The organism is Olivibacter ginsenosidimutans (genome assembly GCF_039542865.1).
Taxonomy (GTDB): domain Bacteria; phylum Bacteroidota; class Bacteroidia; order Sphingobacteriales; family Sphingobacteriaceae; genus Olivibacter; species Olivibacter ginsenosidimutans.
On the sequence record NZ_BAABIQ010000031.1, the window covers coordinates 25,757 to 51,077 of the forward strand.

24 protein-coding genes are annotated in these 25,321 nt (G+C 38.7%); 10 read left to right on the plus strand and 14 right to left on the minus strand.

Annotation, left to right across the window (positions count from 1 at the left end):
• Nucleotides 1-118: 118 nt before the first annotated feature.
• Both ABD930_RS10100 and mutS read left to right on the plus strand, forming a co-directional pair.
• The gene (locus ABD930_RS10100) at nucleotides 119-466 is read left to right on the plus strand and encodes a tetratricopeptide repeat protein (RefSeq protein WP_345231591.1); all 348 of its coding nucleotides are present in this window, start codon (nucleotides 119-121) and stop codon (nucleotides 464-466) included.
• Between the two features lie 123 nt (nucleotides 467-589).
• Nucleotides 590-3,199, plus strand: a complete 2,610-nt coding sequence (gene mutS / locus ABD930_RS10105) for a DNA mismatch repair protein MutS (RefSeq protein WP_345231592.1) — start codon at nucleotides 590-592, stop codon at nucleotides 3,197-3,199.
• A gap of 489 nt (nucleotides 3,200-3,688) precedes the next feature.
• Here mutS and ABD930_RS10110 read toward each other — a convergent pair whose 3' ends face one another.
• Genes ABD930_RS10110 through ABD930_RS10120 form a run of 3 tightly spaced genes read right to left on the minus strand, consistent with a single transcriptional unit; the run spans nucleotide 3,689 to nucleotide 6,351 of the window.
• On the minus strand, nucleotides 3,689-4,396 hold the full coding sequence (locus tag ABD930_RS10110) for a class I SAM-dependent methyltransferase (protein WP_345231593.1): 708 nt from the start codon (nucleotides 4,394-4,396) through the stop codon (nucleotides 3,689-3,691).
• Nucleotides 4,389-5,564, minus strand: coding sequence for a nicotinate phosphoribosyltransferase (gene pncB, locus ABD930_RS10115; RefSeq protein WP_345231594.1), 1,176 nt, complete (start codon nucleotides 5,562-5,564; stop codon nucleotides 4,389-4,391). The genes ABD930_RS10110 and pncB overlap by 8 nt, the downstream gene beginning before the upstream one ends.
• A 31-nt stretch (nucleotides 5,565-5,595) precedes the next feature.
• Complete coding sequence (locus ABD930_RS10120; RefSeq protein WP_345231595.1) at nucleotides 5,596-6,351, minus strand: SGNH/GDSL hydrolase family protein; 756 nt, start codon at nucleotides 6,349-6,351, stop codon at nucleotides 5,596-5,598.
• Nucleotides 6,352-6,691: 340 nt separating this feature from the next.
• Here ABD930_RS10120 and ABD930_RS10125 point away from each other — a divergent pair, with 340 nt between their 5' ends.
• Genes ABD930_RS10125 through ABD930_RS10135 form a run of 3 tightly spaced genes read left to right on the plus strand, consistent with a single transcriptional unit; the run spans nucleotide 6,692 to nucleotide 9,250 of the window.
• The gene (locus ABD930_RS10125) at nucleotides 6,692-7,456 is read left to right on the plus strand and encodes an MlaE family ABC transporter permease (protein ID WP_345231596.1); all 765 of its coding nucleotides are present in this window, start codon (nucleotides 6,692-6,694) and stop codon (nucleotides 7,454-7,456) included.
• A 3-nt stretch (nucleotides 7,457-7,459) separates the two neighbouring features.
• Nucleotides 7,460-8,233, plus strand: a complete 774-nt coding sequence (locus ABD930_RS10130; RefSeq protein WP_345231597.1) for an ABC transporter ATP-binding protein — start codon at nucleotides 7,460-7,462, stop codon at nucleotides 8,231-8,233.
• Between the two features lie 3 nt (nucleotides 8,234-8,236).
• On the plus strand, nucleotides 8,237-9,250 hold the full coding sequence (locus tag ABD930_RS10135) for an MlaD family protein (RefSeq protein WP_345231598.1): 1,014 nt from the start codon (nucleotides 8,237-8,239) through the stop codon (nucleotides 9,248-9,250).
• Between the two features lie 144 nt (nucleotides 9,251-9,394).
• Here the strand turns inward: ABD930_RS10135 and ABD930_RS10140 are convergent, their stop codons facing one another.
• The 4 genes from ABD930_RS10140 to ABD930_RS10155 form a co-directional block, all read right to left on the minus strand.
• Nucleotides 9,395-10,399 carry a YihY/virulence factor BrkB family protein gene (locus tag ABD930_RS10140; RefSeq protein WP_345231599.1) on the minus strand — a complete coding sequence of 335 codons (1,005 nt, stop codon included), beginning with the start codon at nucleotides 10,397-10,399 and terminating at the stop codon, nucleotides 9,395-9,397.
• Nucleotides 10,396-10,812: an acyl-CoA thioesterase gene (locus ABD930_RS10145; RefSeq protein ID WP_345231600.1), complete on the minus strand. Its 417-nt coding sequence runs from the start codon at nucleotides 10,810-10,812 to the stop codon at nucleotides 10,396-10,398. Before ABD930_RS10145 ends, ABD930_RS10140 begins: the two co-directional genes overlap by 4 nt.
• 1 nt (nucleotide 10,813) lies before the next feature.
• The gene (gene mltG, locus ABD930_RS10150) at nucleotides 10,814-11,875 is read right to left on the minus strand and encodes an endolytic transglycosylase MltG (protein ID WP_345231601.1); all 1,062 of its coding nucleotides are present in this window, start codon (nucleotides 11,873-11,875) and stop codon (nucleotides 10,814-10,816) included.
• 141 nt (nucleotides 11,876-12,016) lie between these two features.
• Nucleotides 12,017-12,778, minus strand: a complete 762-nt coding sequence (locus tag ABD930_RS10155) for a PASTA domain-containing protein (RefSeq protein ID WP_345231602.1) — start codon at nucleotides 12,776-12,778, stop codon at nucleotides 12,017-12,019.
• Between the two features lie 221 nt (nucleotides 12,779-12,999).
• Between ABD930_RS10155 and ABD930_RS10160 the strand changes: the two genes are divergently transcribed.
• Nucleotides 13,000-14,004, plus strand: coding sequence for a D-alanine--D-alanine ligase family protein (locus ABD930_RS10160; RefSeq protein WP_345231603.1), 1,005 nt, complete (start codon nucleotides 13,000-13,002; stop codon nucleotides 14,002-14,004).
• A 33-nt stretch (nucleotides 14,005-14,037) separates the two neighbouring features.
• Here the strand turns inward: ABD930_RS10160 and ABD930_RS10165 are convergent, their stop codons facing one another.
• Complete coding sequence (locus ABD930_RS10165) at nucleotides 14,038-14,454, minus strand: acyl-CoA thioesterase (protein ID WP_345231604.1); 417 nt, start codon at nucleotides 14,452-14,454, stop codon at nucleotides 14,038-14,040.
• A gap of 511 nt (nucleotides 14,455-14,965) precedes the next feature.
• Between ABD930_RS10165 and rpsO the strand changes: the two genes are divergently transcribed.
• Nucleotides 14,966-15,244, plus strand: a complete 279-nt coding sequence (gene rpsO, locus ABD930_RS10170) for a 30S ribosomal protein S15 (RefSeq protein WP_345231605.1) — start codon at nucleotides 14,966-14,968, stop codon at nucleotides 15,242-15,244.
• A 54-nt stretch (nucleotides 15,245-15,298) separates the two neighbouring features.
• Here rpsO and ABD930_RS10175 read toward each other — a convergent pair whose 3' ends face one another.
• From ABD930_RS10175 to ABD930_RS10190, 4 genes are all read right to left on the minus strand, one after another.
• Entirely contained in the window at nucleotides 15,299-16,867 is a 1,569-nt protein-coding gene (locus ABD930_RS10175) for a pectate lyase family protein (protein WP_345231606.1), read from the minus strand.
• Nucleotides 16,868-16,884: 17 nt separating this feature from the next.
• Nucleotides 16,885-17,721, minus strand: a complete 837-nt coding sequence (locus ABD930_RS10180) for an SGNH/GDSL hydrolase family protein (protein WP_345231607.1) — start codon at nucleotides 17,719-17,721, stop codon at nucleotides 16,885-16,887.
• Between the two features lie 178 nt (nucleotides 17,722-17,899).
• A complete protein-coding gene (locus ABD930_RS10185) occupies nucleotides 17,900-18,604 on the minus strand; it encodes an alpha/beta hydrolase (protein WP_345231608.1) in 705 nt (234 codons plus the stop codon).
• Nucleotides 18,605-18,643: 39 nt separating this feature from the next.
• The gene (locus tag ABD930_RS10190) at nucleotides 18,644-19,060 is read right to left on the minus strand and encodes a VOC family protein (RefSeq protein ID WP_345231609.1); all 417 of its coding nucleotides are present in this window, start codon (nucleotides 19,058-19,060) and stop codon (nucleotides 18,644-18,646) included.
• A gap of 255 nt (nucleotides 19,061-19,315) precedes the next feature.
• Here ABD930_RS10190 and ABD930_RS10195 point away from each other — a divergent pair, with 255 nt between their 5' ends.
• The 3 genes from ABD930_RS10195 to ABD930_RS10205 all read left to right on the plus strand — a co-directional run bounded on the left by ABD930_RS10195 (nucleotide 19,316) and on the right by ABD930_RS10205 (nucleotide 23,635).
• The gene (locus ABD930_RS10195; protein WP_345231610.1) at nucleotides 19,316-20,296 is read left to right on the plus strand and encodes a GlxA family transcriptional regulator; all 981 of its coding nucleotides are present in this window, start codon (nucleotides 19,316-19,318) and stop codon (nucleotides 20,294-20,296) included.
• A gap of 41 nt (nucleotides 20,297-20,337) precedes the next feature.
• A complete protein-coding gene (locus ABD930_RS10200; protein WP_345231611.1) occupies nucleotides 20,338-20,880 on the plus strand; it encodes an NADPH-dependent FMN reductase in 543 nt (180 codons plus the stop codon).
• Nucleotides 20,881-21,073: 193 nt separating this feature from the next.
• The gene (locus ABD930_RS10205; protein ID WP_345231612.1) at nucleotides 21,074-23,635 is read left to right on the plus strand and encodes a DUF3857 domain-containing protein; all 2,562 of its coding nucleotides are present in this window, start codon (nucleotides 21,074-21,076) and stop codon (nucleotides 23,633-23,635) included.
• A 72-nt stretch (nucleotides 23,636-23,707) separates the two neighbouring features.
• On the opposite strand, the gene ABD930_RS10210 is transcribed toward ABD930_RS10205, so the two are convergent.
• Nucleotides 23,708-24,175, minus strand: a complete 468-nt coding sequence (locus tag ABD930_RS10210) for a hypothetical protein (protein WP_345231613.1) — start codon at nucleotides 24,173-24,175, stop codon at nucleotides 23,708-23,710.
• A 219-nt stretch (nucleotides 24,176-24,394) separates the two neighbouring features.
• Nucleotides 24,395-25,204, minus strand: a complete 810-nt coding sequence (locus ABD930_RS10215; RefSeq protein WP_345231614.1) for a hypothetical protein — start codon at nucleotides 25,202-25,204, stop codon at nucleotides 24,395-24,397.
• Nucleotides 25,205-25,321: the final 117 nt, after the last annotated feature.

The following is a 25,321-nucleotide window of genomic DNA, read 5'->3' on the forward strand; positions in this document are numbered from 1 at the left end:
TCCATTCGGTTTTGCAGTCCAAAAAAGACATAAAAAATGAATGGGTAAATTTTAAACAAGCTCTTAAAGGTAAAGATAAAAAAAAGCATTTAATTCGTAAACTTTAGCGGTACTGTATATGAGCACTAATCGTTTAGATCAACTGTTGAATTTTCTGGAAACTACTCCTGATGATCCCTTTATTCTTTATGCTGTTGCTTCCGAATATATGAAGCAAAAAAACTTTCCTAAAGCGTTGGATTATTTCCGAGAATTAGTAGGCAAAAGGCCTGATTATGTCGGAACGTATTATCACTATGGTAAATTACAGGAGCAATTAGGTAATGAAGACGAAGCGATCGCCATTTATCGGCAGGGCATGCACGTCGCCACTAAGGCTAACGATCTTCATGCATTAGCAGAACTCCAAGCCGTATATAATGCGGTTCTGGGAATAGAGCCTGATGATGAAGAGGATGAGTGGTGATTTGTTAAGTGGAAATAGTAGTTGAGTAGTAAAATAGCGTGCTCGCAACACGCAACCAGTAACGGACAACCAATACTAATAACGAATTTTATTTTATTTTTACGCCCCTAAAACAAGTGAATTTTGGCAAAGACAGCAAAGAAAGAAACCCCTTTAATGCAACAATACAATAGTATTAAAGTAAAATATCCAGGTGCTTTACTATTATTCAGGGTTGGCGACTTTTACGAAACATTTGGTAGCGATGCGATAAAGACGGCAGAGATTCTTGGTATTGTATTGACTAAACGAGGGAATGGTACGGCTTCCGAAACAGCTTTGGCTGGATTTCCACATCACTCGCTGGAAACGTATCTTCCCAAATTAGTGAGAGCTGGGCAACGGGTTGCTATTTGTGACCAATTGGAAGATCCTAAAACGGTAAAAACCATTGTTAAACGCGGTGTTACCGAATTGGTTACGCCTGGTGTTTCTTACAATGACCATATTGTTCAACAAAAATCTAATAACTACCTGGCTTCGTTGTTTTTTGATAAAGGCGTAACAGGCGTTTCTTTTTTGGACATCTCTACCGGTGAATTTTTAGTGGCTCAAGGAAGTAATTCGTATATTGATAAGTTATTGCAGGGATTCAAACCTAGTGAGATCATTTTTCCCCGCCGTGACCAGAACGACTTCCGTACACATTTTGGTGATCGTTTTTACACCTATATGCTGGATGAATGGCCTTATAGTGGCGATTATGCGAAGGAAAACCTGCTTAGACATTTTGAAGTAAATTCCCTAAAAGGTTTTGGCATAGACCGCATGGGCGCGGCTATTGTGGCGGCCGGTGTAGCCTTACACTACCTTAACGAAACAGAACATCGTAACCTACAGCACATATCGCAAATTGCTCGAATCGAAGAAGATCGCTATATGTGGCTAGATAGATTTACCATACGGAATCTGGAATTGATCGGATCAGCTAATGAAAATGCCTTAACCTTGGTAGATGTTTTAGATCAAACGGCCTCACCAATGGGTGCACGTTTATTGAAGCGTTGGATGGTTATGCCATTGAAAGATAAGCAACCCATCGTTGAACGTTTGGCTATTGTCGAGTACCTGGTCAATCAACCAGAACTTAGCGAATCACTTGTTCATGAACTCAAACAGATTGGTGATCTGGAGCGACTGATCAGTAAAATAGGTCTGCAAAAAGCGAATCCACGCGAGCTGGTTCAACTCAAAAGAGCGCTACTGGCTATCGAACAGCTTAAGCGATTAACGGCAGATGCAGAAGCTGAGGCCTTGAAAGTTATTGCTGAACAATTAAATCCTTGCAAATTAATGGTAGAACGCATTGCTAAGGAATTGCAGGCAGAACCACCGGTCCTGTTAGCTAAAGGTAATGTTATTGCGGAGGGTGTAGATGAAGAGTTGGACCGGTTGAGAAAAGTAGCCTTTGGTGGGAAAGATTACCTCTTGGAAATCCAAAAAAGAGAAGCAGCGCTAACCGGCATTCCCTCTTTAAAGATTTCTTTTAATAACGTGTTTGGTTATTATTTAGAAGTAACCAATGCACATAAAGACAAGGTACCATCCGATTGGATCCGAAAACAGACGTTGGTTAATGCCGAACGCTATATTACGAATGAGCTAAAGGAATATGAAGAACAGATTTTAGGCGCTGAGGATAAAATTCAGGTCATTGAAAATCGAATTTATAATGCGTTATTGATGGCACTGTTGGATTATATTAAACCCGTACAACAAAATGCCCAATTGATCGCTCAATTAGACGTGCTGCTAAATTTTGCCCATATCGCTAAGAAAAACCACTACGTTAAACCCATCATTAACGAGGGTAAGTTAATCGACATAAAAGGTGGTCGGCATCCCGTAATTGAGAAAACCCTTCCAATGGGTGAAGAGTATATTACCAATGATGTCTATCTGGATAGTGATGGGCAACAGATTATCATTATTACCGGGCCCAATATGGCGGGTAAATCTGCCTTACTTCGACAAACTGGATTAATTGTATTAATGGCACAGATGGGATGTTTTGTTCCTGCTAAGCATGCGGAAGTGGGTTTGGTTGATAAAATTTTTACCCGTGTAGGTGCATCTGATAACTTGTCGTCAGGCGAATCTACGTTTATGGTGGAAATGAATGAAACAGCAAGTATTCTGAATAATTTATCAGATAGAAGTTTAATACTTTTAGATGAAATCGGTCGTGGTACCAGTACTTACGACGGTATTTCGATTGCTTGGGCTATTGCTGAATATTTACATAACCACCCTTCAGCTAGAGCTAAAACCCTATTTGCTACCCATTACCATGAACTTAATGAGTTAACGAATACCTTTAGCCGTATAAAGAACTATAACGTTTCTGTTAAGGAAGTCGGAAATAAGGTCATCTTCTTGCGTAAATTGGTGCCTGGGGGGAGTGAGCATAGCTTTGGGATTCATGTGGCAAAGATGGCCGGTATGCCGGCTAAATTGATCGTACGGGCAAATGAAATTTTGAAACGCCTGGAGCAGGAACGAACGGGAGGGGAGCATATCAAAGATAGTATGAAGAAAATTCAGAAGCAAGCTTATCAATTGCAGATGTTCTCTATTGATGATCCCATTTTGGTGAAAATTCGTGATATGTTGAATAATTTGGATGTCAATGCATTGACTCCAGTTGAGGCTTTGATGAAATTAGATGAGATTCAGCGGTTATTAAAGAATTAATATTTTTCTTTAATAATGTTGTTTTAACAAGGTATGTGTTGAAATAAATAGAACCTTTATTTGTTACTTTCTTTATTCGTGTATCATTTGTTATAAAGGTACTCATGCTACTTCGTGGTTTCCGCAAAAGAAAGGTAACCAAAGAAAACTCTTCGCTTCAAAATTTACAGGAACGGCAGTGCATCCCATTGCAACATGTAAATTTTGGAGGCGAAATTTTCGGCGAACAACAGTAAGTGCTTTTAACCGTGCGTTCCACTTTTACCTATTTTCGCTATGTTACAGCATATTATGCTCGCTCTCCGGTTGCTTGGCAGGAAATCTCCGTTCTACTAAAATCCGCCTTAGAGTTTGCGGTTTGCATTGGGAGGCACTACCATTGTAGCAAAATCTACAGCGGGAGCTTTTTTGTTACTTTTTTCGCGGAGAAAAAAGTAAAATTAAAAGGTTCACTAAATTAACAGTATACTATACTGATAAGCAGTACCACTATGAACTCGTTAAGGATAAACGGACAAGATATTGGTCATTTTCATCCTCGTATAAAATCTGCACAACCCAACCATCTTCCCGCGCTATGCGGATCAGTGTTTCTTGATCGATGTAAAGCCAACCGAAAGGTGCGCCCGTCTCGTTTTTATAGGCATATTGAAATTTTACTTCGCCATAGTAGGTTGAAGGTAAGGGAGTTTCTCCTTCATAAAGGTATCGGATATCAGATGAATCAAATAATAACTGTCCGCCCTTCCGTAAAATTCGTTTACAATGTGCTAACAATTTTTTAAGTCCAGATAGATTTTCAGTCAGCCCAATACCATTCATCAAAAAGAGTAGGGTATCAAATTGCTCCTCTTTGTAATCAAAAATATCCGCATGCACCACTTTTTTCACTCCACGTTCCCGCATCACTTGACAAGCTAAAGGTGAAATTTCCAAAGCGGTTACATCAAAACCTTTTTCCTGTAGATAGAGACAGTGGCTTCCAGCGCCGGCGCCTACATCCAATACTTTCCCATCACATAAGGCCAATGCGATAAATTCCAGTTCGGGTAAATCGTCTGCCGTTCTGAAGAAAATATCCACAGGCATTTCTTCGTCCTCACCATAATTATTATGCAATACCAACGGTGCATTTTGTAATCCCTGGTAGTGAGCGAGCAAGACTTTGCCGAAAATATCGGAAGAAGTGTTAATCATGAATGCCCAAAATTATTTTACTCAATTCGATCATTTCTGCATTTCCTGTATACTTTCCTTTGACATCTGAAAGCTTCACTACCGGAATCCAATAGGCTTCATCCGGATGGGCCTCGGTCATCTTAATAACAATGTTCATGGGGGGTAAACCAACATCATTGGTGAAGTTAGTACCAATACCGAAAGAAATTCCGATTTTTCCTTTACAATGTTCGGCGATACGCGCTACTTTTTGATAGTCTAGCCCATCAGAAAATATAATCGTCTTGGACAGCGGGTCGATTCCTTTCTTTCGATAATGTGCAATGGTTTTGTCTGCAAATAAAAGTGGGTCACCACTATCATGCCGGACACCATCAAAAAGTTTCGTGAACATTTTGTCAAATTGGGAAAAGAAAACATCCGTTGTGTAGGTATCAGAAAGTGCAATACCTAAATCTCCCCGATACACATTTACCCAATGCTCTAAGCCAAGGCTATTAGCCATTTTAAATCCATATTTCGCCGCGTGGAACATAAACCATTCGTGGGCATGTGTTCCGATGGGCTTGGTTTGATTCAACATGGCCATATGTACATTGCTGGTTCCAATAAAGCTTCCTGTGCCAAATTGCTTTAATGTCTGAACAACCAATCGATGCGTATGGTACGAATGCCTTCTTCGGGTACCAAATTCCGCTATGGTGACACCCAATTGATTGTACTTTTCGATCTTGTTTTTAGCTGTGGCAACTACCTGTTCATCGGTATCACCCTGTAATTGATTTAACTTATAATAAAGTTCTGATATTAAAGACATTAATGGTACTTCCCATAGAATTGTACGATACCAATAACCCTGTATGGTTACGGATATTTTATTTCCCTGTTGCAAAATCGTGACCTCTTCGGGATCATAACGATAACCTTGCAGAAAATCCAAATATGTTGGATCTAAATAAGGGCAGGTTTCTTTGAGGTATTTTTTCTCTTCCCGTGTTAATTGCAAGCTAGGCATGTGATTAATGGCCTGTCGAAGCGCTTCGGCAAAACCCATAGGGAAATGATGGTTTCCACGATTAATGAAGGCGTACTTTGCCTGAGCTTTTGGGAATAATTTAAATACAGCATGTTGCATCGTGAACTTATAAAAGTCATTATCCAACATGGAATTAAGAAATGTATCCATTGAAGTTATGTAAATTTCTTTGGTCTATTTGCTAAATGCCTACTGCTTTAAGCCACGCTTGTGCCATTAGAGCAGCGCCAGCAAGTGAAGGATGTACACCATCGCCTGTCCAATAATTGGCAGGAGCATATTTTAGTGCTTCATCATACACTTGTTGATAAGGTACAAAAATAGCGTTGAACGTTTTGGCGAGTTCTCTGGCAGCGGCCCTATAACCGTCAAAGGTTGGATACCATTCATCCGTAACTGCCCGTACATGATTTACTGCATAGGGTTCTCCAATGACAAGCTGTACATTAGGTAATTCTTTTAAGGTATTATTCAATAGAGTTTTATAATCATTTTTATACGTCTCTAAAGTGCCTTTATAAGGATTTTCTTTGGCTAAAGTATGCCAATAATCATTCACCCCAACCAAAATACTTAACACATTTGGTTTAATAGCTAGGCAGTCTTCATTCCACCGTTCTGCTAGTTGATAAACCTTATTTCCGCTGATGCCTTTATTATAGATTTTTAGGTTAAGTGAAGGTTTACGTACGAGCAGTTGTGCCGCTGTTATGACGGGGTAACCGTGTCCGAGCGTTGCGGTATCATTGGGTTGATTTTTATTCCGATCTCTGCCGGCATCCGTGATGGAATCTCCCTGAAATAGAACAATATCGTCTGTTTTTAGTTTAATACCTTGTTTGACTTTTATTCCACTGGCAGAAACGATTTCTGGAATGCTGATGGCCATTGTAGTACCTAAGGCTAAGGTTTGAATAAAATTTCTTCTATTAGTCATGAATGTTTAAAATTAGTTTATGAAGATTTTGATGATAAACATAACCCATACGGTGTTTAAGGAGTATTTTATCAAATCTTTGCTAAATGTAAAAGTTTTACCTTGAAGAATAAAATCCATTATAACGATCTATGTCATACTTTTTTTTATTAAAAAGCCAAAATACATGATTCATAAAAGTAACATTAAAATTCATACCAATCTCATATTAACGGCAAAATGAACAAAGATTTAACTTTTATGTTATCAAGTCGGGAATTTAGGCAGGAAAAATTTACTTTTGCAAAAAAAAATCTGGCACTGGATATCGTAAGTGCTTTATCGCTGATTATTAGAACAAATGATCTCTAAAAAAATAGACCAGAAGCTTATTCAGCTGGGTAACGTACATCACTTCATCATGCGATTTTTTAAAGAGCTATTTATGCCGCCTTATGAATTTAAGGAAATTATCAATCAATGTTACGAAGTAGGCGTTAAATCTTTACCACTTATATCACTTACCGGATTTATTACCGGTATTGTATTTACCAACCAATCCAGGCCTTCATTAACAGACTTCGGTGCGACAGCAATGCTGCCTTCGCTGATTGCCATCGCGATTATACGGGCGCTGGCACCCTTAGTAACAGCGCTTATTGCGGCGGGTAAAGTAGGATCCAATATTGGCGCTGAATTAGGTTCCATGAAAGTAACGGAACAAATTGATGCCATGGAGGTTTCGGGTACAAATCCCTTTAAATTCCTGGTTGTAAGCCGAGTATTGGCTACAACCATTATGATTCCTATCTTGAGTTGTTATACGGGTTTTGTCGGACTGATGGGCTCTTTTCTGAACGTTTACCAGCATGAGTCGGTTAGCTTTGTCAGTTTCTTTGATGAGGTCTTTAATACCATCACCTTTCTGGATATTTTTCAAGCGATCATTAAAGCAGGTTTTTTTGGCTTCACCATCGGTATCGTAGGTTGTTTTCATGGATACAACTCCTCTAAAGGTACAGAAGGGGTAGGGAGGGCAGCCAACGCTGCAGTAGTAACATCTATGTTTCTTATTTTTATAGAAGAACAGCTGGTGGTTATGATCGTACAAAGCATAAGAGGGTAGGTTATGGAAAAAAAGTTGTCGCATATCAATTATCAAAATGCCGTTATTGATATAAAAGGCTTGCGTAAATCCTTTGGTGAACTTCATGTATTAAGAGGAGTGGATTTGCAACTTTTTGAAGGCGAGAATTTAGTTGTTTTAGGGCGTTCGGGTACCGGTAAGTCGGTGTTGATCAAAGTTATATCTGGGTTACTTTATCCTGATGAGGGATCCGTTAATGTGTTAGGACAAGAAGTGGAGGAATTGGATGAGAAGGCGCTTATGGCCTTACGGCTCCGAATCGGTTTTTCTTTCCAAAACAGTGCTTTATACGATAGTATGACGGTACGTGAAAATTTGGAGTTCCCCTTGGTGAGAAATAAACGGACGTTATCCCGAGCGGAGATTGATAAAGAGGTTGAGGAAGTATTGGATTCTGTTGGTCTGTTACAGGCCTTGAATCAAATGCCGTCTGAATTATCGGGCGGACAGCGTAAGCGGATCGGCATTGCCCGTACGTTAATCTTGAGGCCAGACATCATGTTGTATGACGAACCTACGGCAGGTCTTGACCCGATTACGTGTACAGAGATTAATAGTTTGATCAACGAAGTTCAGGAACGATATAAAACATCGTCTATCATCATCACCCACGACTTAACCTGTGCCAAGGAAACAGGTGATCGCATTGTCATGTTGTTAGATGGTAAATTTGAACGGCAAGGCCGGTTTAACGATATTTTTAACTCGGAAGACAGTCGGGTTAAAGCATTTTATGATTATAATTTTATTGCATAGTATATGGCTAATCACTCAGATAATAGAAAATCGGTTATTGTAGGATTGTTTACCTTTTTGGGAATTGTATTTTTTGTTGCGGCTATTTTTGTTTTAGGAGGTAATCAGAAGCGGTTTACCAAAACCATCACCCTAAAAACCGTTATGGATGATGCGGGAGGCTTAAAAGCAGGAAATAATGTTTATTTTTCTGGTGTTAAAATCGGGACTATAAAAAAAATTCGGTTAGTCGAGAATTCGCATGTAGAGATTGATTTCAATATCGAAGAAAAGTCACAAGATTATATTCGCAAAGATGCCGAGGTGCGGGTAAGCTCGGAAGGGTTTATTGGTAATAAAATCATCGTTATCCAAGGAGGGAGTTCTAATGTGGCTGTGGTAGAAGAAGGTGATTTATTACAATCGGTAAAAAGTATTGATACGGAAGAGATGATGGCTACCTTACAGGTCAACAATCAGAATTTGGTATCCATTACCAACGATGTTAAGAAATTAAGCGAAAAGATAGCCAATGGTGAAGGCACAATTGGTGCGGTATTGACAGATTCTGTGATGGCTTTGCAGGTGAAAGCAATTATGGCTAGTTTGACCCAAACGGCCGCCAATACGGCAAAGGTTTCGAGTGCACTAAATGCCTTTACGAATAAATTGAATACCAAGGGTTCCTTGGCTAATGAGCTATTGACCGATACGACTGTTTTCCAGAGTTTACGTACTTCGGCAGCACAACTACAGGGCGTTACCCAAAGCGCCAGCGCATTGACGGCTAATCTTTCACAAGCCAGTGAGAAGATGAATAGCACGGACAACACACTAGGCGCCTTATTGAATGATGGTGAAATGGCCGCTACCATGAAACAAACCATGGTAAACTTGGAAGAAAGTAGCGACAAACTCAATCAGAATATGGAAGCCCTGCAGCATAATTTTTTATTGAGGGGCTTCTTTAGGAAACAAGCCAAACAAAAAGAAAAGGAAGCAAAAGAAGCCGCCAAAGCAGCGGAAGGTAAAGAATAAATAGGAGGCACTGCCCTTGTAGCAAAATCTACAGCGGGAGTTTATTCACTACTTATCCGTTTTAAAAGGTGTTTATGAACTCCCTTTGGTCGGTTTTGTTTCTTTTTGCGGGAAAAAGAAAAAATAACGCCTTAATAATAATCGTTACTTTAACGTGTTTTTTATCGTTTCCTGATTACGTTTAGCTTCGGGTTTAAAACTATTAAATCGGGGTTTTACGATTTTTATACTTTGTTTGGAAAGCGCAATACTAGCATTTAACTCAAATCCAATCAGCAGAATCAAGGAATTCAGATAAAGCCAAATCATAATGACAATTAATGTACCGATTGATCCGTATAACTTATTATAGGTATTGAAACTATTGATATAATAGGTAAATCCCCAGAACGTAAATGCAGCGAGAATGGTCGCTAAAGTGGCACCCGGACTAAAAAAGCTCCATTTTTTTGAAGAAGAAGGGCCGTATTTATATAACATACTCAACGTAAAAAAGTAAATAGCCAACAGGATAATCCAACGTGTGACGTCAATTAGCCATGTCCAGAAGCTTTTGGTAATTTCCAGGGTGTTTCGTATATGGTTGATTACGAAAGAGGCTGCCGTAATAATACCCATGCCCACGGTTAAGGCCAAAATGATCATTAAGGCCAAAGCCAAGGCAACTAAACGTTGTTTAATGAAACTCCGGCTCTCTAGTACTAAAGAAGATTTATTAAAAGCACGCATTAAACTATGGATACCATTGGTAGCAAAAATCATGGCCATCAAAAAACCTAAGGAAAGCAAGCGGCTATTTTGATTGGTTACAATATCCAATAAAGTCGATTCAATGGTTTGATAGGCATTTGCAGGAAGAATCATCTGCATAAACTCCAACAGTTGTTCCTGAAAATCGTCTACAAAAAATTTAATATAAGGAATAAGGGTAAAAAGAAATATAATTCCCGGAAATATAGCCAACATAAATGAATATGCTAACGAGGAAGCTTTGTTCAGTAAGGATTCGCGTGCGATTTCCTGAAAGAAGAAAAGTGCAACAGTATAGAGTGGGAGTTTACCGAAACCGGGTAAAACAATAACTTTGGTCCATTCGATAAACAAATAGTAGGGTTTTATGTGCAGTAATTTCTTGTGTAACCAACTCATTCCTTCTCCTCAAAATAGGGGGCCAATCTGTTTAAAAAATCCTTTGGTGGTAAACATGGTTTGTTCTTGTCCATGTTGATAAACACTAGGGTTGTCTCTCCTATATTAATCAGCTCCTGCTGTTCATTGAATAACTCATATTCAAACTTGATACGAATGGTAGGTTTGACAGGAATGCTAACCTTGATTGTGATCAGTTCATCATATCTCGCGGGTTTTATGTAGTTGCTTTTCAACTCCAAAACGGGAAGCATAATCCTACCTTCCTCCATCGCTTTATAGGAAGTGCCCAAGCTACGAAGCATTTCCACACGTGCTACCTCATAATAGGAAGCATAATTACCATAATAAACATATCCCATTTGATCTGTCTCGCCATATCGTACCCTAATTTGTGTTTCAAATGTAAACATTTTATTTTTTGATGTTTCGTTCGTTCAGAGCCTGTTGAAATTTCCGTGCGTTGACTAAGTGTTCGGCCACATTGGTAGAGAAATTATGATAGCCAGAAAAATCCTCTTTGGCACACATGTATAGATAATCATGTTTTTCGTAGTTCAATACGGCATCAATAGCAGCAATACTCGGCATCATAATCGGTCCAGGAGGTAACCCTTTATAAATATAGGTATTGTATGGTGAGTTTACCCGTAAATGTTTATTAAGTACTCTGCGGATGGTAAAATCGTTGGTGGCAAATATTACTGTTGGATCTGCCTGTAATAAAATTCCTTTTTGCAGACGGTTGAGGTATAGGCCGGCAATTTTAGGCATTTCGTCTGTATGTAAAGCTTCTCCTTTTACAATAGATGCGAGAATACTAACGTCGATCGGACTCAAATGAATAGCTTCTGCCTTTTCCTTACGTTCAGCTGTCCAAAATTTTTCATATTCGGTATGCATGCGAGCAAAAAAGTCATTTGCAGAGATATTCCAATACATTTCATAGGTATTAGGAATAAACATTACGAAAAAGTTTTCTGTATTAAAGCCATATTTGGCGGCTAAGGTATCGCTGTTGATTAGGGAAATTAACGTTGTAGAATCGGGCTCTAGCTGGGTAGCGATATATCCCGCAAACTGGTCTTTTAAACGGATGTTCTGAAAGCGCAGTTTTACCGGTTCCTGAAATCCACCGCCCAGCATATTAATTAACGTACGGTTATTCATGCCTTTTTGTAAACGGTATTTACCAGGCTTCATGCGGCTGGGGTATTCCATTTGTTCTGCTGCCCATCTAAAACTGGCGGTATCTCTTACGATATTTTGATCGCCCAAATTTTGCATAAGTTCATCAAATGTAGCGCCAGTATGGACATATAGATACGTTTCTACATCGGTTACATTCGGTGCAAAATATCGTTTATAATAAGTGTAGGCAATCACGGCACCAGCGAATAGGAGCACTAATAGTATCGTACTCACCCATCGTTTGGCTGACGATTTCTTTTTCATTTCCGGGATAGTTTCTTCCATGCGGGTTAAGTAAAAATTAAAAAGTAAAAAATTAAAAAAGCCATATGGCTATAGGCTGTAAGCTATAAGCAGCACCAGCAATTTGCCAATAGGTGGACAGGCCCACAACTGGCAACGCATAACTCACAACGCACAACTCATTTAATTACTTAGCGCTAAATTTACCGGTGTTCCTATACTTACTTTGGCACCAGTACTATCTGCTATTGGTGTTTGACTCACTACCCGTGCACTGGCACTATCTACCACAGGCCCCATATATTTTACAGTACCTAAGGTCAACGAAGCACCTTTTATTGAAAAAATAGCTTCATCTAAGGTATAACCTACCAGATTGGGTACTGTAACTTCACTTTCGCCCATGCCGTTTCCTAATACTAAATCTATTTTACTTCCTTTTGGGATGGGTTGTCCAGCGTTTATTTTCTGCCCACCGTATTTAATGTCTAATACACGGTCACGGGCAATGTCGGGGATATAGATCGTGTCGCCCAGTTTCAAACCATAATTATTTAAGGTCGACACCGCTTCTAATAAAGCCATTTCAGTCAAGTCAGGCAATTGTACTTCAGGGGCATTTTTCGTGATGATGGTTAAATAAAGTGTTCGGTTTTGTTTCACTTTAGTACCTTCATCAGGATCTTGCTCGATTACTAGACCGGGTTGCTTATCGGCTTGATAAACCGAATCAACTTGATATCTGAAACCCTGACTCTCTAATTTTTTAACTGCATTGTCTATCGTGATACCCCTCAGCGCTGGTACTTCCATAAATTCTCCATGTCGGGTGTAAAAGCGTAAACTGTAAAAAAGTAATAAGAGAAAGACTACTCCAGATATGATGGCAATAATGAGATTTTTCCTAAACGTCTGCGTTCCTAGATATTGAAATAATTTGTTCATTGATGTGCTTTGCTTATTAAATGCTTTACGTTAACACCAAGCCTGTAAAAAGTATGCCAATCTTAGCGTTTGTTTAAAATTTACCGCATTAAGTTTTTATGCCTTTTTGGCTGCACTTTCGTTCGATCAAGATATTAACCATACCATATAAACTGTCTCTTAAAAATAGATCGCTAAAGATAAAGATATTCGATTATCTTTGCTCAGCTCAATGTTTATTTATGAAGGCAAAAATAGCATTAATTACCGGTGGATTTACAGGCGAGGCAGAAGTTTCCTTAAAAAGTGCCGCTTTTGTAACAGAAAAATTAGATACAACTCGTTTTGAGGTTTATAAAATAATATTGACACCACAGAGTTGGTATTATGTGGATGATGCTGGTATTAAACGTGAAATAGATCGTAAGGATTTTTCGCTTCCCCTTAAAGATCAATTGATCAGATTTGATCTAGCCTTTATTATGCTGCACGGTTCGCCGGGAGAAGATGGTCGCTTACAAGGTTATTTAGATATGGTTGGACTGGGCTATACGAGCTGCGATACCTTAACCTCAGCGCTTACCATGAATAAAGCATATACAAAAACGTTACTTGGTGATATAGAAAACCTATATTTGGCTAAATCGGTATGTTTATCGGCCGATGATCGGGCAGAAAAAGAGCAACAGCTAAAGCACCTATTAAAGTTACCTTATTTTGTGAAGCCAAATGGTGGTGGAAGCAGCATCGGCATGACAAAAGTAAAAAAGATCGAAGCATTGGCTGATGCTATCGATCGGGCATTACATACAGAAAATGCAAATAAACAGGTGCTCATTGAAGAGTTTGTTCGTGGCCGGGAATTCTCCATCGGGGTTTATATGGGTAAACAGAGCTTGCAGGTACTTCCCGCTACAGAAGTTGTTACTACACGGGAGTTTTTTGATTTTGAGGCCAAATATATACCCGGGCTTACGGATGAAATTACACCCGCAGATTTAACTATTGCACAACGGGACCGCGTAAAAGGTCTGGTAAAAGAAATTTATAAACGCTTAAACTGTAAAGGTCTGGTTCGAATCGATTTCTTTCTTGAGGAGAATACCGACCATTTTTATTTTATTGAGATTAATACCATACCCGGGCAAACCGAACAAAGTTTTATTCCGCAGCAGGTACGGGCTGCCGGAATGAATGAAACCGATTTTTATAGTGAATTGATTGACGTCGCTCTCGCAGGAAAGTAGTAAGGGGAGGAAGGATGTTGTCGCTTGAGTCGACTAAATCGAGTATTTCTCGAACATCTCCTCGGTTATAAATGTCGATTTTCCGGATTTTAAATCAATTAACGCATAATCAAACCAACCATCGCAGGAAACTTTTCCGGAGTCTTTAAATCGTATTTCAAAGGTTACGACACAGCCTTTGTCTTTCATTTCTTCCACACCTGTTTCTACAATAAAATACTGCCCAAGTTTAAGTGGTCTTTTATAATTAACATGCGCCGTGCGGACTACCCATCCAAAACCTTGCTTCATAAATTCTTCCATAGTCATGTCATAGCACAACTCCATTTGCTCGTATCTTGCCGCTAAGACGTAATCAAAATATTTGCTGTTGTGGACATGCTGAAACATGTCTATATCATCGGGGCGGACTTTAAATTCGCTTTCAAAGCGCGTATAGTTATTCATCATTCTCAGCTAAGATAAGTAAAATTTTGCATAGGTAAAGACAAATTCTTTTTCTAAATTCGATGTGTGATACCATTAAACTGGATTCCTTTTTAACGTTTCCTCTTACTAATTTCGTATTAACGTCATGCCAAGCTTACACCAACTTCATACTTTCTTCGACATAATAGTAGGATATTTACAGACTTTATCCGGGGTGAGTCCAGGTTTTTATAGTAAAAACCTGGACTCACCCCGGATGGAATGCGGACTCACCCCGGACTCACTACAAAGAAGGTATGAAGAAAATAGAAGAATGGTGCGAACAGTATACGAAGTGTTAACAAATCGGATGGAACGGACGAATGATGTTGCAAGATAAAATTTTAGTGATCAAAAACAATACACACAGAGGAATCATTGACGTCTTAAGATGCTTTAAATAATTTTAGGCACTACTTTGAACACGTATATAAAAAAGCTACCTTTGCATACAATTAATAAAATTTTTTAACGCTTTAATATTATTCACGTAATGTATTTAAGTAAAGAGTACAAAGCAGATATTTTTGCTGAATTTGCAGGAGATGCAAAGAACACCGGTTCTACCGAAGGTCAAGTAGCTTTATTCACTAAACGTATTGCCCATTTAACTGAACATTTGAAGAAAAATCGTAAAGATTTTGGTACACAGTTGGCTTTACAGAAATTGGTAGGTAAACGTCGGGCATTATTGTCTTATTTATATAAGAAGGATATTGAAAGATACCGTGCAATTATCAAAGCTTTACAACTGAGAGATATTATTAAATAACTTTTAGTCAAACAACGAAAAGCCATTTGTTAAGAGCAAATGGCTTTTTTTTGCTTATGGTTTTTTAATAAAACCATAGAAATGCTCTTCTTTTCCGGAATATGAAGAGTGAATAATTTTGGAGTGTCCAGCAACATCAGTAATAACGACTTGAAGAAACCTCGGCCGCTTAAAGGGTAAATGGTAATACCATAAAAGATCATGAGCAAAATTACTGTTCTTGTCTTGTAATAAGCTCGTACCTATTATTTTGGTGGTTTTGCTGTCTAAAAAAGTTACTTGGGCGATTGAGAGTCTGCTGCGTACCCAAAGCGTATCTCGTTTGATCCCTGCTTCGATAAGACTCGAAGTAAGCTGTTTATCTCCATATGGAGAGGCTTGGACAGTGACATAATTAAAAGCGGTGTCGTTATTTGTTGGCCCTCCATCGGCTCCTTGTATAATCTTACTGTTGGGTCCGCAAACGATGTTCATGGTTAGGTAACCTTGATATAATCGATCAGTTCCAATAGCAGCACCCCATCCGGTGCTATTGTTTATTTTTTCTACAGTAGAGATAACAACGTTACCTTGAACCAATACACGGTATCCGCTTACTTCAAGCCCATAACCCAAATGTCCCTTTTGGTAGGTGCAGCATGGTATATTATCAATTACGGTATTGTTTATATATATTCCTTCCTTATTCTGATCGATGGGCCAGCTGAATCCAAAAGTTGCTGCATTGGCATACCAAAAATCATGTGCATAGTTGTTGGCCAGATAGGGTGCGATAACCGAACTTCCCTCTTGACCTTTTAATAAACAGCCATTGTCATTATTACTACAATGCTGAAATTCGGATGCTATACGGTGAATCCAAGCAAATTCATTGTTGGTACTCTTAAAATCATGACTGATATCGGGGCCATTAAAAAAACCTTTAATCCCATTGAAACCCATATGTTCAAAATAGTTGAAACTGATATCGATGTGATCACCAAAACCATATGCCCAAAATCCACTTCCATTTGGATTCCAAGGTACTCCCCGATAGTTGCGCCATCCGCCCTCTTGTTCAATGATGTCAATAAACTGGTTCCCTCTTAATGTAAGATCCGCAACATACTTGAACGTTACTCCGTTAGATCCATCCCAAATATGTCGAAAAACATTTCCTACGAGCTGTACGTGCCTATTATATCCATTGATGTCTCCCTTAAAATCGATTCCTTTTCCTTCAAAGGTTATCCCATAAGAGCCTATATTGTTTGCACTTTCGGCAGTAATACCGTTGCGTCCTGTCATTTTTAATATCGGCTTTCCAACCCCATATAAAATAAAACCGTCGGAAAACTGGAAAGGCGTTGTGATGAGGTAAGTTCCTGAAGTAACCTGAATCGGTTTGCCTGTTTTCGCTGCACGAATAAAGGCTTGGCTATCATCGCTAATGCCATCACCTTTTGCACCGAAGGCCTGACGAATATCTAATGCGTTAGCAGGTGCTTGTGGCACCGGTATGTCTCTCCAAGTCGCCGGACCATCGAATGCAAAATTTCTGATACTTATACTTAAGCAAAGGATTACAGTAAAGCAAATACAGCTTTGGATGCTGTTTGTTAACCCTGTTAAGCAGTTGTTCATGAGTAAAAGTGAAACGGTTAATGTCTCAAATGCATATTTTTTAAACTTTTTACTAAGAGACTGGCGATAACCTGATTGCCTTTATCGGAAGGATGCAAGCCATCATAAGTCAGGGCAATTGCTTCTTTCGGATAAGGGTATTCATCTGTATCTGGATGGAAAGGAATAGTTGTATAGGCCGGGTAGGTATAGTTTTTATAATTTTCAGTCCCTGGCTCCTTTAAGCGTTTATATTTAATTAATTTTTCCAACGCTAAGCGTTCCTCATGATAAAGATCGATAACCTCCAACTGTTCTAACTGGCCAATGGTTTTTACAGCTTCCGCAAACTGTGCCAAAGACTGTCCATTTTTTTCCCGGTATGATCCCCAAGCATTATTATGTGCATCATTAATGTATACAAAGTCGGCGCGTTGCATAGGCGTAATGAGTATAATTTTTGCTGTGCCGTTTAAATTTCGGATTTTGTTAATAATAGTGCGAAAGGCTCCATATACCGTTCCATTTCCGGTGTTTTGTTGGTAGTCTTTTATCCAACCTAAGGGTAGACCGGCCCACCAATCGTTGGTTCCTAAAAAAACGGTGTAAACATCTGCTTTAATAAGATGAAGGTTTTCAATTTCCTGTGCAATACGCACGGCTGTCCAACCATTATGTCCTTGATTAATATAGTGCATCTGCGGAAATTTTTCGGTGACCCTTGTTAAGTAACCTTTGGTAACCCGATGTCCAGTTTCATCCAGATGGTCGTTTAGATAAGTAATGGAGTCACCCAAAGCAAGCCAAGTCGTTTCTTTTGGCGCAAACGAGCTTAATATAAAAAATAGAGCAGCAATTAAGGCGGTTCTCTTCATAAAATGGTTTGATTTAAGTTATAAATTTATGCAAAATAATTTAGTACTTGACAAAAAAAGTTTTTCGTCATTGCTCCTCGCAATGCGTTTTTTATGTTGTTTTTAATTTTATGGCTATCAGAAAAAATAACCAGTATAAATCCGTCATCTCTACCGAAGTGGAGAAATCGTGTTCTTATCAAATAGACCTCTTAATTACATCCGATTCCGAGCACTTGGGAGGGTAGACCGTTGGAAAGAAATGGACTATAGCATGGCGAATAGCTTTCGATACTTCTTTCGCTTTGTTGATGGTCATTAAATGTTCTCCGCCATCGATAATGATGTCTGCATTCACAAAACGAAGTGGTAAGAGGCGGTCTTTAGTGCCATGAATATGAATCAATCTGTTTGGAATCTCGGTGTTTTTCCAGGATAAAATGACGTCAAGTGCCCAAGTTAAGAAAGGTATATCTGTATCCTTTAAAATGGTAGCCATTAGTTTTTTTTCAGCCTTAGTCTTGGCACCAAAAATCCAAGCACTCCAAAAGTGGGGTTTGGCGAGCCAAGATGTTGGTACAAGGTGGTGTAATCTCAATTTCCCAATCCATCGGTAATAAAAGGGAAGTTCGGAATAATTTTTAATAGACGCTAATAAAATAATACCGTGTACAGCGACCTGCTTAGCTACTTCAATGGCGAGGATACCTCCAAAAGATAAACCAATGAGAATAGCGTTAGGTGCGGTAATGGGTGCAGACAATCTTTTAGCATAGCTTTCGATGTGCTCATGTGCCAAGGGGGTGATCCAGGGGATATGCACGACATGGAATCCCGAAAGATCAAGGTATCGAAAAGCTCGATAATCGGCGCCTAAGCCGCTGAAAAGATATACCGTTATCATAAAAAGTACCAAAAAAGGAAAGATGATCCTTTCGCAAAACTAATCTTTTTTGTTTAGTTTATCCTGATAATACAACAACCAATTATTACCATATTTATCGGTTAAACTACCAAATAAGGCATTCCAGTAAGTTGGCCCAAGAGGACGGAGACTAGTAGCTCCATCTGCGAGTTTCCGATAACAATTCTTTAATTCATGGATATTTTGACAATTTAGCATAATCGATACAGCATTTCCTCTTTGTAAGCCCATTTCGTCTACCAAGTCAGACGCCATGATCGTTAAGCCGTCATGAATAAGGGTAGCATTAACGATAAGATTTTCTATAGGACATATAGTTGACGACCATAAAGAATCAAGCGTTTGCAAATGGAGCTTTCCACCTAAACAATACTGATAAAAAGTCATTGCTTCCCTGCAATTTCCATTAAATGTGAGGTATATATTGATTGTCATAGATATGTTTTTCTTGTTAACCTGGTTTTAATTTGCTACCGAACGATCCTATAAAGATGCGGTAGTTAAAGGGAATTCGCAGCGTATAAAAGTGCCTATTTTGCTGGTCAATTATGACAAGTGCTTTCGTAAGGAAGGGCAGTCATTCACATTAAAAATTATTGTTAGTATTCGCGAATACCGGGCATTTTACATAAGTTTGTTAGGCAATTAAACAGAAATTCCATAAACCAATTAAAAATAGATTGTTTACGAATGAAGCGTATATCCATATTTGTTCCACAGTGCGCGGTGATCGAATCGATTACGCCGCCATACCGCTTGTTTAAGACTGCAAATGAGCTGCTTATTGCCTCAGGAGAAAAAGCTTTATTTCAGGTAGAATACGTGGGAATAAAAAAAAATATTGCTGCAAATGATGGGGAATACGTGATCAAGATTGACCGACTCTTGGATGAAGTGGACCATACGGATCTAGTCATTATTCCCGCTTTATATGGTAGGATGCGCGATGCCGTAAAAGCGAATGAAGAAGCCATTCCGTGGTTCATAAAAATGCACCGTATTGGAACAGAGATCGCTAGTTTATGTTTAGGCGCCTTTCTATTGGGAGCTACGGGCCTGGTAAATAATAAAAAGTGTTCTACGCATTGGGCTTATTACCACGAATTTAAGGAAACTTATCCAGACATACACTTAGTTGAAGGTACGATCATCACTGATGAGGGAAATATTTATTCTAGTGGGGGTGCCAATTCTATCTGGAACTTGCTACTATATTTACTAGAAAAATATACTGATCGTAATATTGCTATTATGGCGGCAAAATATTTTGCCATAGATATTGATCGGAACAGTCAGGGAGCATTCACTATTTTTTCGGGTCAAAAAGATCATAAAGACGAAGAAATCTTGCTGGCACAGGAATTCATTGAGCAAAATTACGCCAATAAACACACTATTGAAGACCTAGCCGCAAAAGTGAATATAAGTAGAAGAAGCTTTGAACGGCGCTTTAAACATGCCACCAATAATACAGTGACGGAATATATTCAGCGCGTGCGTATTGAATCGGCTAAGCGTAGCTTTGAAGCCTCCAGAAAAAACGTATCTGAAGTGATGTATGATGTTGGGTATACGGATACGAAAGCATTTAGGGATGTATTTAAGAAGGTAACCGGACTTACACCTATCGAATATCGAAATAAATACAGCAAAATGAACGTGAAGGTTTAGAGCCTGTTTAATTTGTATTGTTAAATTTTTAGCTCTTAACGGTGAAAAGGAATATCGTAGCGATCATAGGAAGTTTGTGTAAAGATTCTTCCAACATCAAATTGGTTAACAGAATTGCCGAACTTACAGAGGCTTTTTTTACGATTACGCTTTTTCAGGATTTGGCTGATTTACCTCACTTTAATCCGGATATCGATCAGGATAATCCACCTGCATCGATTGCAAGCTTCCGAACGTTAATTGCCCATGCTGACGGTGTGCTCATTTGTACGCCTGAATATATTTTCAGTTTGCCAAGTGGCTTAAAAAACGCATTGGAATGGTGTGTTTCTACTACAATATTCACAGAAAAAATTGTTGGATTAATCACCGCATCGGCATCGGGTGAAAAAGCCCATGAAGAACTCGGCTTAATTATGCATACTCTGGGCGCTCGTTTTAATCCAGAAACAACCTTACTCATTAAGGGAATTAAAGGGAAACTAAATGCCACCGGAGAGCTTCTGGATACCGGAATACAATATGAAATCGAATGTTTTATACAAGCATTTGCTAAAGCACTAAATGTGCAAAATTTGTTATGATAAAAATTTCAGGTGTCTGCTTGTCATCTGTTTTATAAGCTTGTTCTTTCTCGTGAGATAGCCATTAATAGGTAGTTGATGGAATGAAAGTTTGGGTGGGAAATACCTACAGAGAAAATGAGCAAAATAAAGTAAATTGTCTTTGTAAAAATTCATTCAATCATTTATATTTGGAAATATAACTTAAACCTTAATGAAATTAACTTTAATCAACCTTTTAACTTTTCTTTCCTTTATAATAGCTCCAAAATTTATATGTGCAGCACATGCCTTGCCCAAACTAACAAAAGCTATCGTTCCAGATTGGGTAAAGGAGGCCAAATCTACTAATACAAAGCCTGCTAACAGGGAAATAAGAGATGGATATTATATTAGTTACTATGATTACGAAGTAGCCGTAGAACAACAAGTGGCCTATACCAAAATAGTAAAAAACATTGTTTCAGAAAGTGGCATTCAAAATACCGGTGAAATTTATATTAATTTCAATCCATCCTATCAGCGTTTAGTCCTACATAGTGTTAATATTCTACGCAATGGCCAAATAAAAGATAAGTTGGATTTGGCGGCATTTAAAGTCATGGCTGATGAGCAAGAACTTGCTCGTTCCATTTACAAAGGAAGTTATCTGGCATACTTAATTTTAGAAGATTTGAGGGTAGGTGATCAAGTTGAATATTCGTATTCCCTTATCGGGCGAAACCCTATTTTTGGGAATCGTTATGGTGACGATTATTACCTGCAATCTGGAGCACCGCTAGGTCAAATCCAAGTTCGTGTGTTAGCGAACAAAAATCGTCGCTTACATTTTAAAGGTTTTAATGGCGTTGGCTTACCCACAAAAACGGAAGAAGGAAATCAAATCAGTTATGAATGGCATGCAACAGGAGTTCCAGCTTTAGATTACGAAGACTATCAGCCTTCTTGGTACGATAATTATCGCCATGTGCAATGTACTGAATGGAGCAGTTGGGAAGAAGTGGCCTCTTGGGCTGCGAAAGTAAATCCGGTAAAAGCAAACTTATCAGGCGACCTACTGGACAAAGTCAATGAGCTGTTAACCTTGAGTAAGGGGAATCTTTACCAATTTCTTGCATCGGCGATAAGACTTGTCCAAGATGATATTCGTTATATGGGAGTAGAAGTTGGTGAATATTCTCATCGAAGTAATGCGCCTGAAAAAGTTTTTAATCAACGTTACGGTGATTGTAAAGACAAATCCTTATTGTTAGCTAGTATTTTAAGATACGGCGGGTTGAAGGCTAATTTGGTATTAGCCAGCACGCAGTTAGGTAGATCCTTAAAAAATTACCTGCCTACACCTGACGTTTTTAATCATATGATTGTATATGTGGAAATAGATCAACGAGGTCAATATGTTGATCCTACGATTTCCGGCCAAGGAGGGAATGTAAAGGAGCTGTATGTGCCAGATTATGGTACATGTTTACTGGTTTCTGACGAAAAAACTGGTCTAATGAGAGAAATCGGTTCGAGTGTTAGTGGCAAAGTCTGTATTGAAGAGACCTATAAAATATTGGGTCGAGATAGTACATCAGCTATTTTAAACGTTTGTACACGTTATACTGGCTCTCAAGCTGATGCCAATAGATCCTCGTTTACCGATATGGGATACGCTCAACTGGAAAAAAAATACCAAGAGTACTACGGTAAATTATACTCCTTTGTTAGACAGGAGGATTCTTTACAGATTAAAGATGATCGGGAAAAGAATGAATTAACTGTTGTCGAAAAGTATTACGTCAGTGGTTTTTTAAAAAGAAATGAAGACACAAAAGTTCATCAAGCATCTTTTTTTGCTAATCTGATTTCCGAGCAATTACCTGCAATTACTGGGAATAGAAGAGTTCCGGTGGCAACGAACTATCCTTTGGATATGTCTTACACGATTAAGGTTATCTCACCCATTGGTTGGAATATTCGAGAAGAAAAGACATTCTTTGATCGTAAAGATTACCTTTTTGGATCTCGAACCGCAGTTATCGGTGATACGCTTATGTTGGATTACCAATTTGCTTACCATTCTCCAGTTGTAGGATTAAAGGAGTTGCCACAATTCGCATCAGACTTGAGGGAACTTAATGACCGATCGTTAAGTTATTCTTTTTATATCCCCCCTTCCCATGAGGTGTCTGGAATAAGTTTCCTTGCTGTTCTTTATAGTATCGTTGTGCTGATTATTACGGTTTACTGGTGCTGGAAACGGTATAAACATAAAATAGAACGCACGCTAGAAGACCATTTTGTATATGAAAAATTAGGCGGATGGTTGGTATTACTCGCTATTTCCATTTTATTTACGGCATTAGGTCAATTGGTAAGTCTCTTTACCACAGGTTACTTTTCTTCAAGCTTATGGGAAGCAATGAATTTAAAGGGACCGGAAATGGCCATGGCCTATAAAATAATGGTAGTGCTTGAATTTACCGTTACAATTTTCACAGGACTATTGGCAGCTTTCACTTTTTATTTAATGTTAAAGAAGAGGGATATTTTTCCCAAAACAGCCTTGCTGCTTTACGGGATACTAATTGTTTTTAATATTGTAGAGATTTTTGCGATGTATGGTTTTGAATCTTTGGCTGCAAATATCTCCCAATTGATCAAAAACGTTATCATAAGCAGCATTTGGTTTATCTATTTGTTGAAATCGACGCGGGTTAAAGAAACTTTTGTCGTAGGTTATGAAGAAAGTGAAAAGCGAATGGAAAGCTTTGATGCACGCTCCATATAATTAAAAGGCTATTCTGGTTTTTTACCCATGTAGCCTTTTAATAGGGGTTCCTAAATAAGGTTTTTGCTTTTGTTAGTTATCTGCTGTATAACTGAAACCTTTCGTGTAAATCTCATCCTCCGCTTTTATGGCTACATTTTCTTCACTGTTTTCGACCTTACCATCGATCTCAATTTTGTAGCTGATGTGAAAGGTAGAACCATTAGTGGAACCTCCCAGTGTTATCGCTAATCCATAAAAAGGCTCATCGGCTTGAATGACATAGGTGGCGCCTCCCTCAAAATCGTCGGTGTCTAGTTCAACATTCTGATTCTTTAGCGTTTCATCATTAACTTTCCATTGGGAAATATTCCCCGTGATATTACTTGCAACAACAGATGTGTTAAAAAAGTCACCATCCGCTTTTCTAAAATCGTCTGATACCGTTATGGTTATTTTTGCCTTTTTAAATGTTCCAACGCTCGGTGTTTCATCATCTTTATCAGAGCAAGATGAGAACAGTAATACACCAGCTAACAGTCCGTAAAATAATTTCTTCATAGTAATATGTTTTTTAATTCAAAGGTAAGTTGGTCCTACCTTTCGGACAATCGGACAAAACCTGTAATTTTTTCTACTGGTTTATGGGGAGCTTAACGAGGTGATCCGGTGTTGACGTATGGGCCACGGGTTTAGCTCAGAAAGCTTGGATGAATAAACGAATTGGTATCGCTTGGTTAAAGCTATAAGGTTTTTCAGTTAAAAACGATATTGATGCCCTTATTTTTTGTATAATGGTGTACGCTTAGCCAAATAGTCGATGGTTTTTTGATAACCGTCAGAAGTATGCCAAATAGAGGTACGGTCCTTGCCAAACAACCGTTTGCCATCCCGGTCAAATATATTGAGCATAATATTCGTGTCATAGTCTGTTGCTCCTTTGCTAACTTGGGTTATCGATTTAACATCGTCTTTATGGCTTGCTTCAGCATGTGCATAGAAACCTGCATTGGTATTGATTGTCGCAACCGTTTGGACAAGGTAATTTACACCTAATAGCTGGCAGAGTTCTTCCATGGTATAACGATTGATTTCGCTTCCGCTAATCCCTTGTTTAAGCAGTAAAGCATTTGTTGTGTTCGGAGAGACAAAGATGAGATCTTTTGATTTTTCTGACAAGGCATTAAAACAAGCTAATTGAATTCTATTGGAAATCTCGCCATCAACCGTCTGAAAATCGGTAATTACGCTGGCAGGTAATATGGCCACTTTGTTTTGATAATCTGTCGGTGGCGCGTTGTCGGATCGTGTTTTAGGTGAGTTGTCACCAACTGGACTGATGATTTCTGTACGGCCGTTGGCAAAAGTAATTTTTTGAATGCCGGTTTTTTTTACGGTGTAAAGTACGGTTTCTTCAGGATAACAGAATTTAACTGCTTCATCGGTTATTTCCGTAATCGTACCCTTCATTTCCTGACCATCATGCTTTAAAATGATGTCATACTTTTTATGGTCATCCGCTTGTGCCAAACTGATATGGCTCCAAAAAAGAATCGAGACTATCCAAAAAGAATAAAATGTGTTGCTCATAAATGGAATGCTTAGTATAGTATATGACATCAAAATACAGTCAAGGTTTAACAGGGTTTCTACATTTAGCAAGGAAGGATTATAGGGCTATACTTCAATCGAATTTAGGTGAGATTT

What these genes read in the sequence shown, in the direction of transcription:
- ABD930_RS10180 (WP_345231607.1), bottom strand. Translation starts at nt 17,721, where the DNA reads ATGAAGAGAACCGCCTTAATTGCTGCTCTATTTTTTATATTAAGCTCG.
- ABD930_RS10215 (WP_345231614.1), bottom strand. Translation starts at nt 25,204, where the DNA reads ATGAGCAACACATTTTATTCTTTTTGGATAGTCTCGATTCTTTTTTGG.
- ABD930_RS10125 (WP_345231596.1), top strand. Translation starts at nt 6,692, where the DNA reads ATGATCTCTAAAAAAATAGACCAGAAGCTTATTCAGCTGGGTAACGTA.
- ABD930_RS10165 (WP_345231604.1), bottom strand. Translation starts at nt 14,454, where the DNA reads ATGATGAATAACTATACGCGCTTTGAAAGCGAATTTAAAGTCCGCCCC.
- ABD930_RS10130 (WP_345231597.1), top strand. Translation starts at nt 7,460, where the DNA reads ATGGAAAAAAAGTTGTCGCATATCAATTATCAAAATGCCGTTATTGAT.
- ABD930_RS10155 (WP_345231602.1), bottom strand. Translation starts at nt 12,778, where the DNA reads ATGAACAAATTATTTCAATATCTAGGAACGCAGACGTTTAGGAAAAAT.
- ABD930_RS10160 (WP_345231603.1), top strand. Translation starts at nt 13,000, where the DNA reads ATGAAGGCAAAAATAGCATTAATTACCGGTGGATTTACAGGCGAGGCA.
- ABD930_RS10185 (WP_345231608.1), bottom strand. Translation starts at nt 18,604, where the DNA reads ATGATAACGGTATATCTTTTCAGCGGCTTAGGCGCCGATTATCGAGCT.
- ABD930_RS10190 (WP_345231609.1), bottom strand. Translation starts at nt 19,060, where the DNA reads ATGACAATCAATATATACCTCACATTTAATGGAAATTGCAGGGAAGCA.
- rpsO (WP_345231605.1), top strand. Translation starts at nt 14,966, where the DNA reads ATGTATTTAAGTAAAGAGTACAAAGCAGATATTTTTGCTGAATTTGCA.
- ABD930_RS10140 (WP_345231599.1), bottom strand. Translation starts at nt 10,399, where the DNA reads ATGAGTTGGTTACACAAGAAATTACTGCACATAAAACCCTACTATTTG.
- ABD930_RS10175 (WP_345231606.1), bottom strand. Translation starts at nt 16,867, where the DNA reads ATGAACAACTGCTTAACAGGGTTAACAAACAGCATCCAAAGCTGTATT.
- ABD930_RS10100 (WP_345231591.1), top strand. Translation starts at nt 119, where the DNA reads ATGAGCACTAATCGTTTAGATCAACTGTTGAATTTTCTGGAAACTACT.
- ABD930_RS10195 (WP_345231610.1), top strand. Translation starts at nt 19,316, where the DNA reads ATGAAGCGTATATCCATATTTGTTCCACAGTGCGCGGTGATCGAATCG.
- mltG (WP_345231601.1), bottom strand. Translation starts at nt 11,875, where the DNA reads ATGGAAGAAACTATCCCGGAAATGAAAAAGAAATCGTCAGCCAAACGA.
- ABD930_RS10135 (WP_345231598.1), top strand. Translation starts at nt 8,237, where the DNA reads ATGGCTAATCACTCAGATAATAGAAAATCGGTTATTGTAGGATTGTTT.
- ABD930_RS10210 (WP_345231613.1), bottom strand. Translation starts at nt 24,175, where the DNA reads ATGAAGAAATTATTTTACGGACTGTTAGCTGGTGTATTACTGTTCTCA.
- ABD930_RS10205 (WP_345231612.1), top strand. Translation starts at nt 21,074, where the DNA reads ATGAAATTAACTTTAATCAACCTTTTAACTTTTCTTTCCTTTATAATA.
- ABD930_RS10110 (WP_345231593.1), bottom strand. Translation starts at nt 4,396, where the DNA reads ATGATTAACACTTCTTCCGATATTTTCGGCAAAGTCTTGCTCGCTCAC.
- ABD930_RS10145 (WP_345231600.1), bottom strand. Translation starts at nt 10,812, where the DNA reads ATGTTTACATTTGAAACACAAATTAGGGTACGATATGGCGAGACAGAT.
- ABD930_RS10120 (WP_345231595.1), bottom strand. Translation starts at nt 6,351, where the DNA reads ATGACTAATAGAAGAAATTTTATTCAAACCTTAGCCTTAGGTACTACA.
- pncB (WP_345231594.1), bottom strand. Translation starts at nt 5,564, where the DNA reads ATGGATACATTTCTTAATTCCATGTTGGATAATGACTTTTATAAGTTC.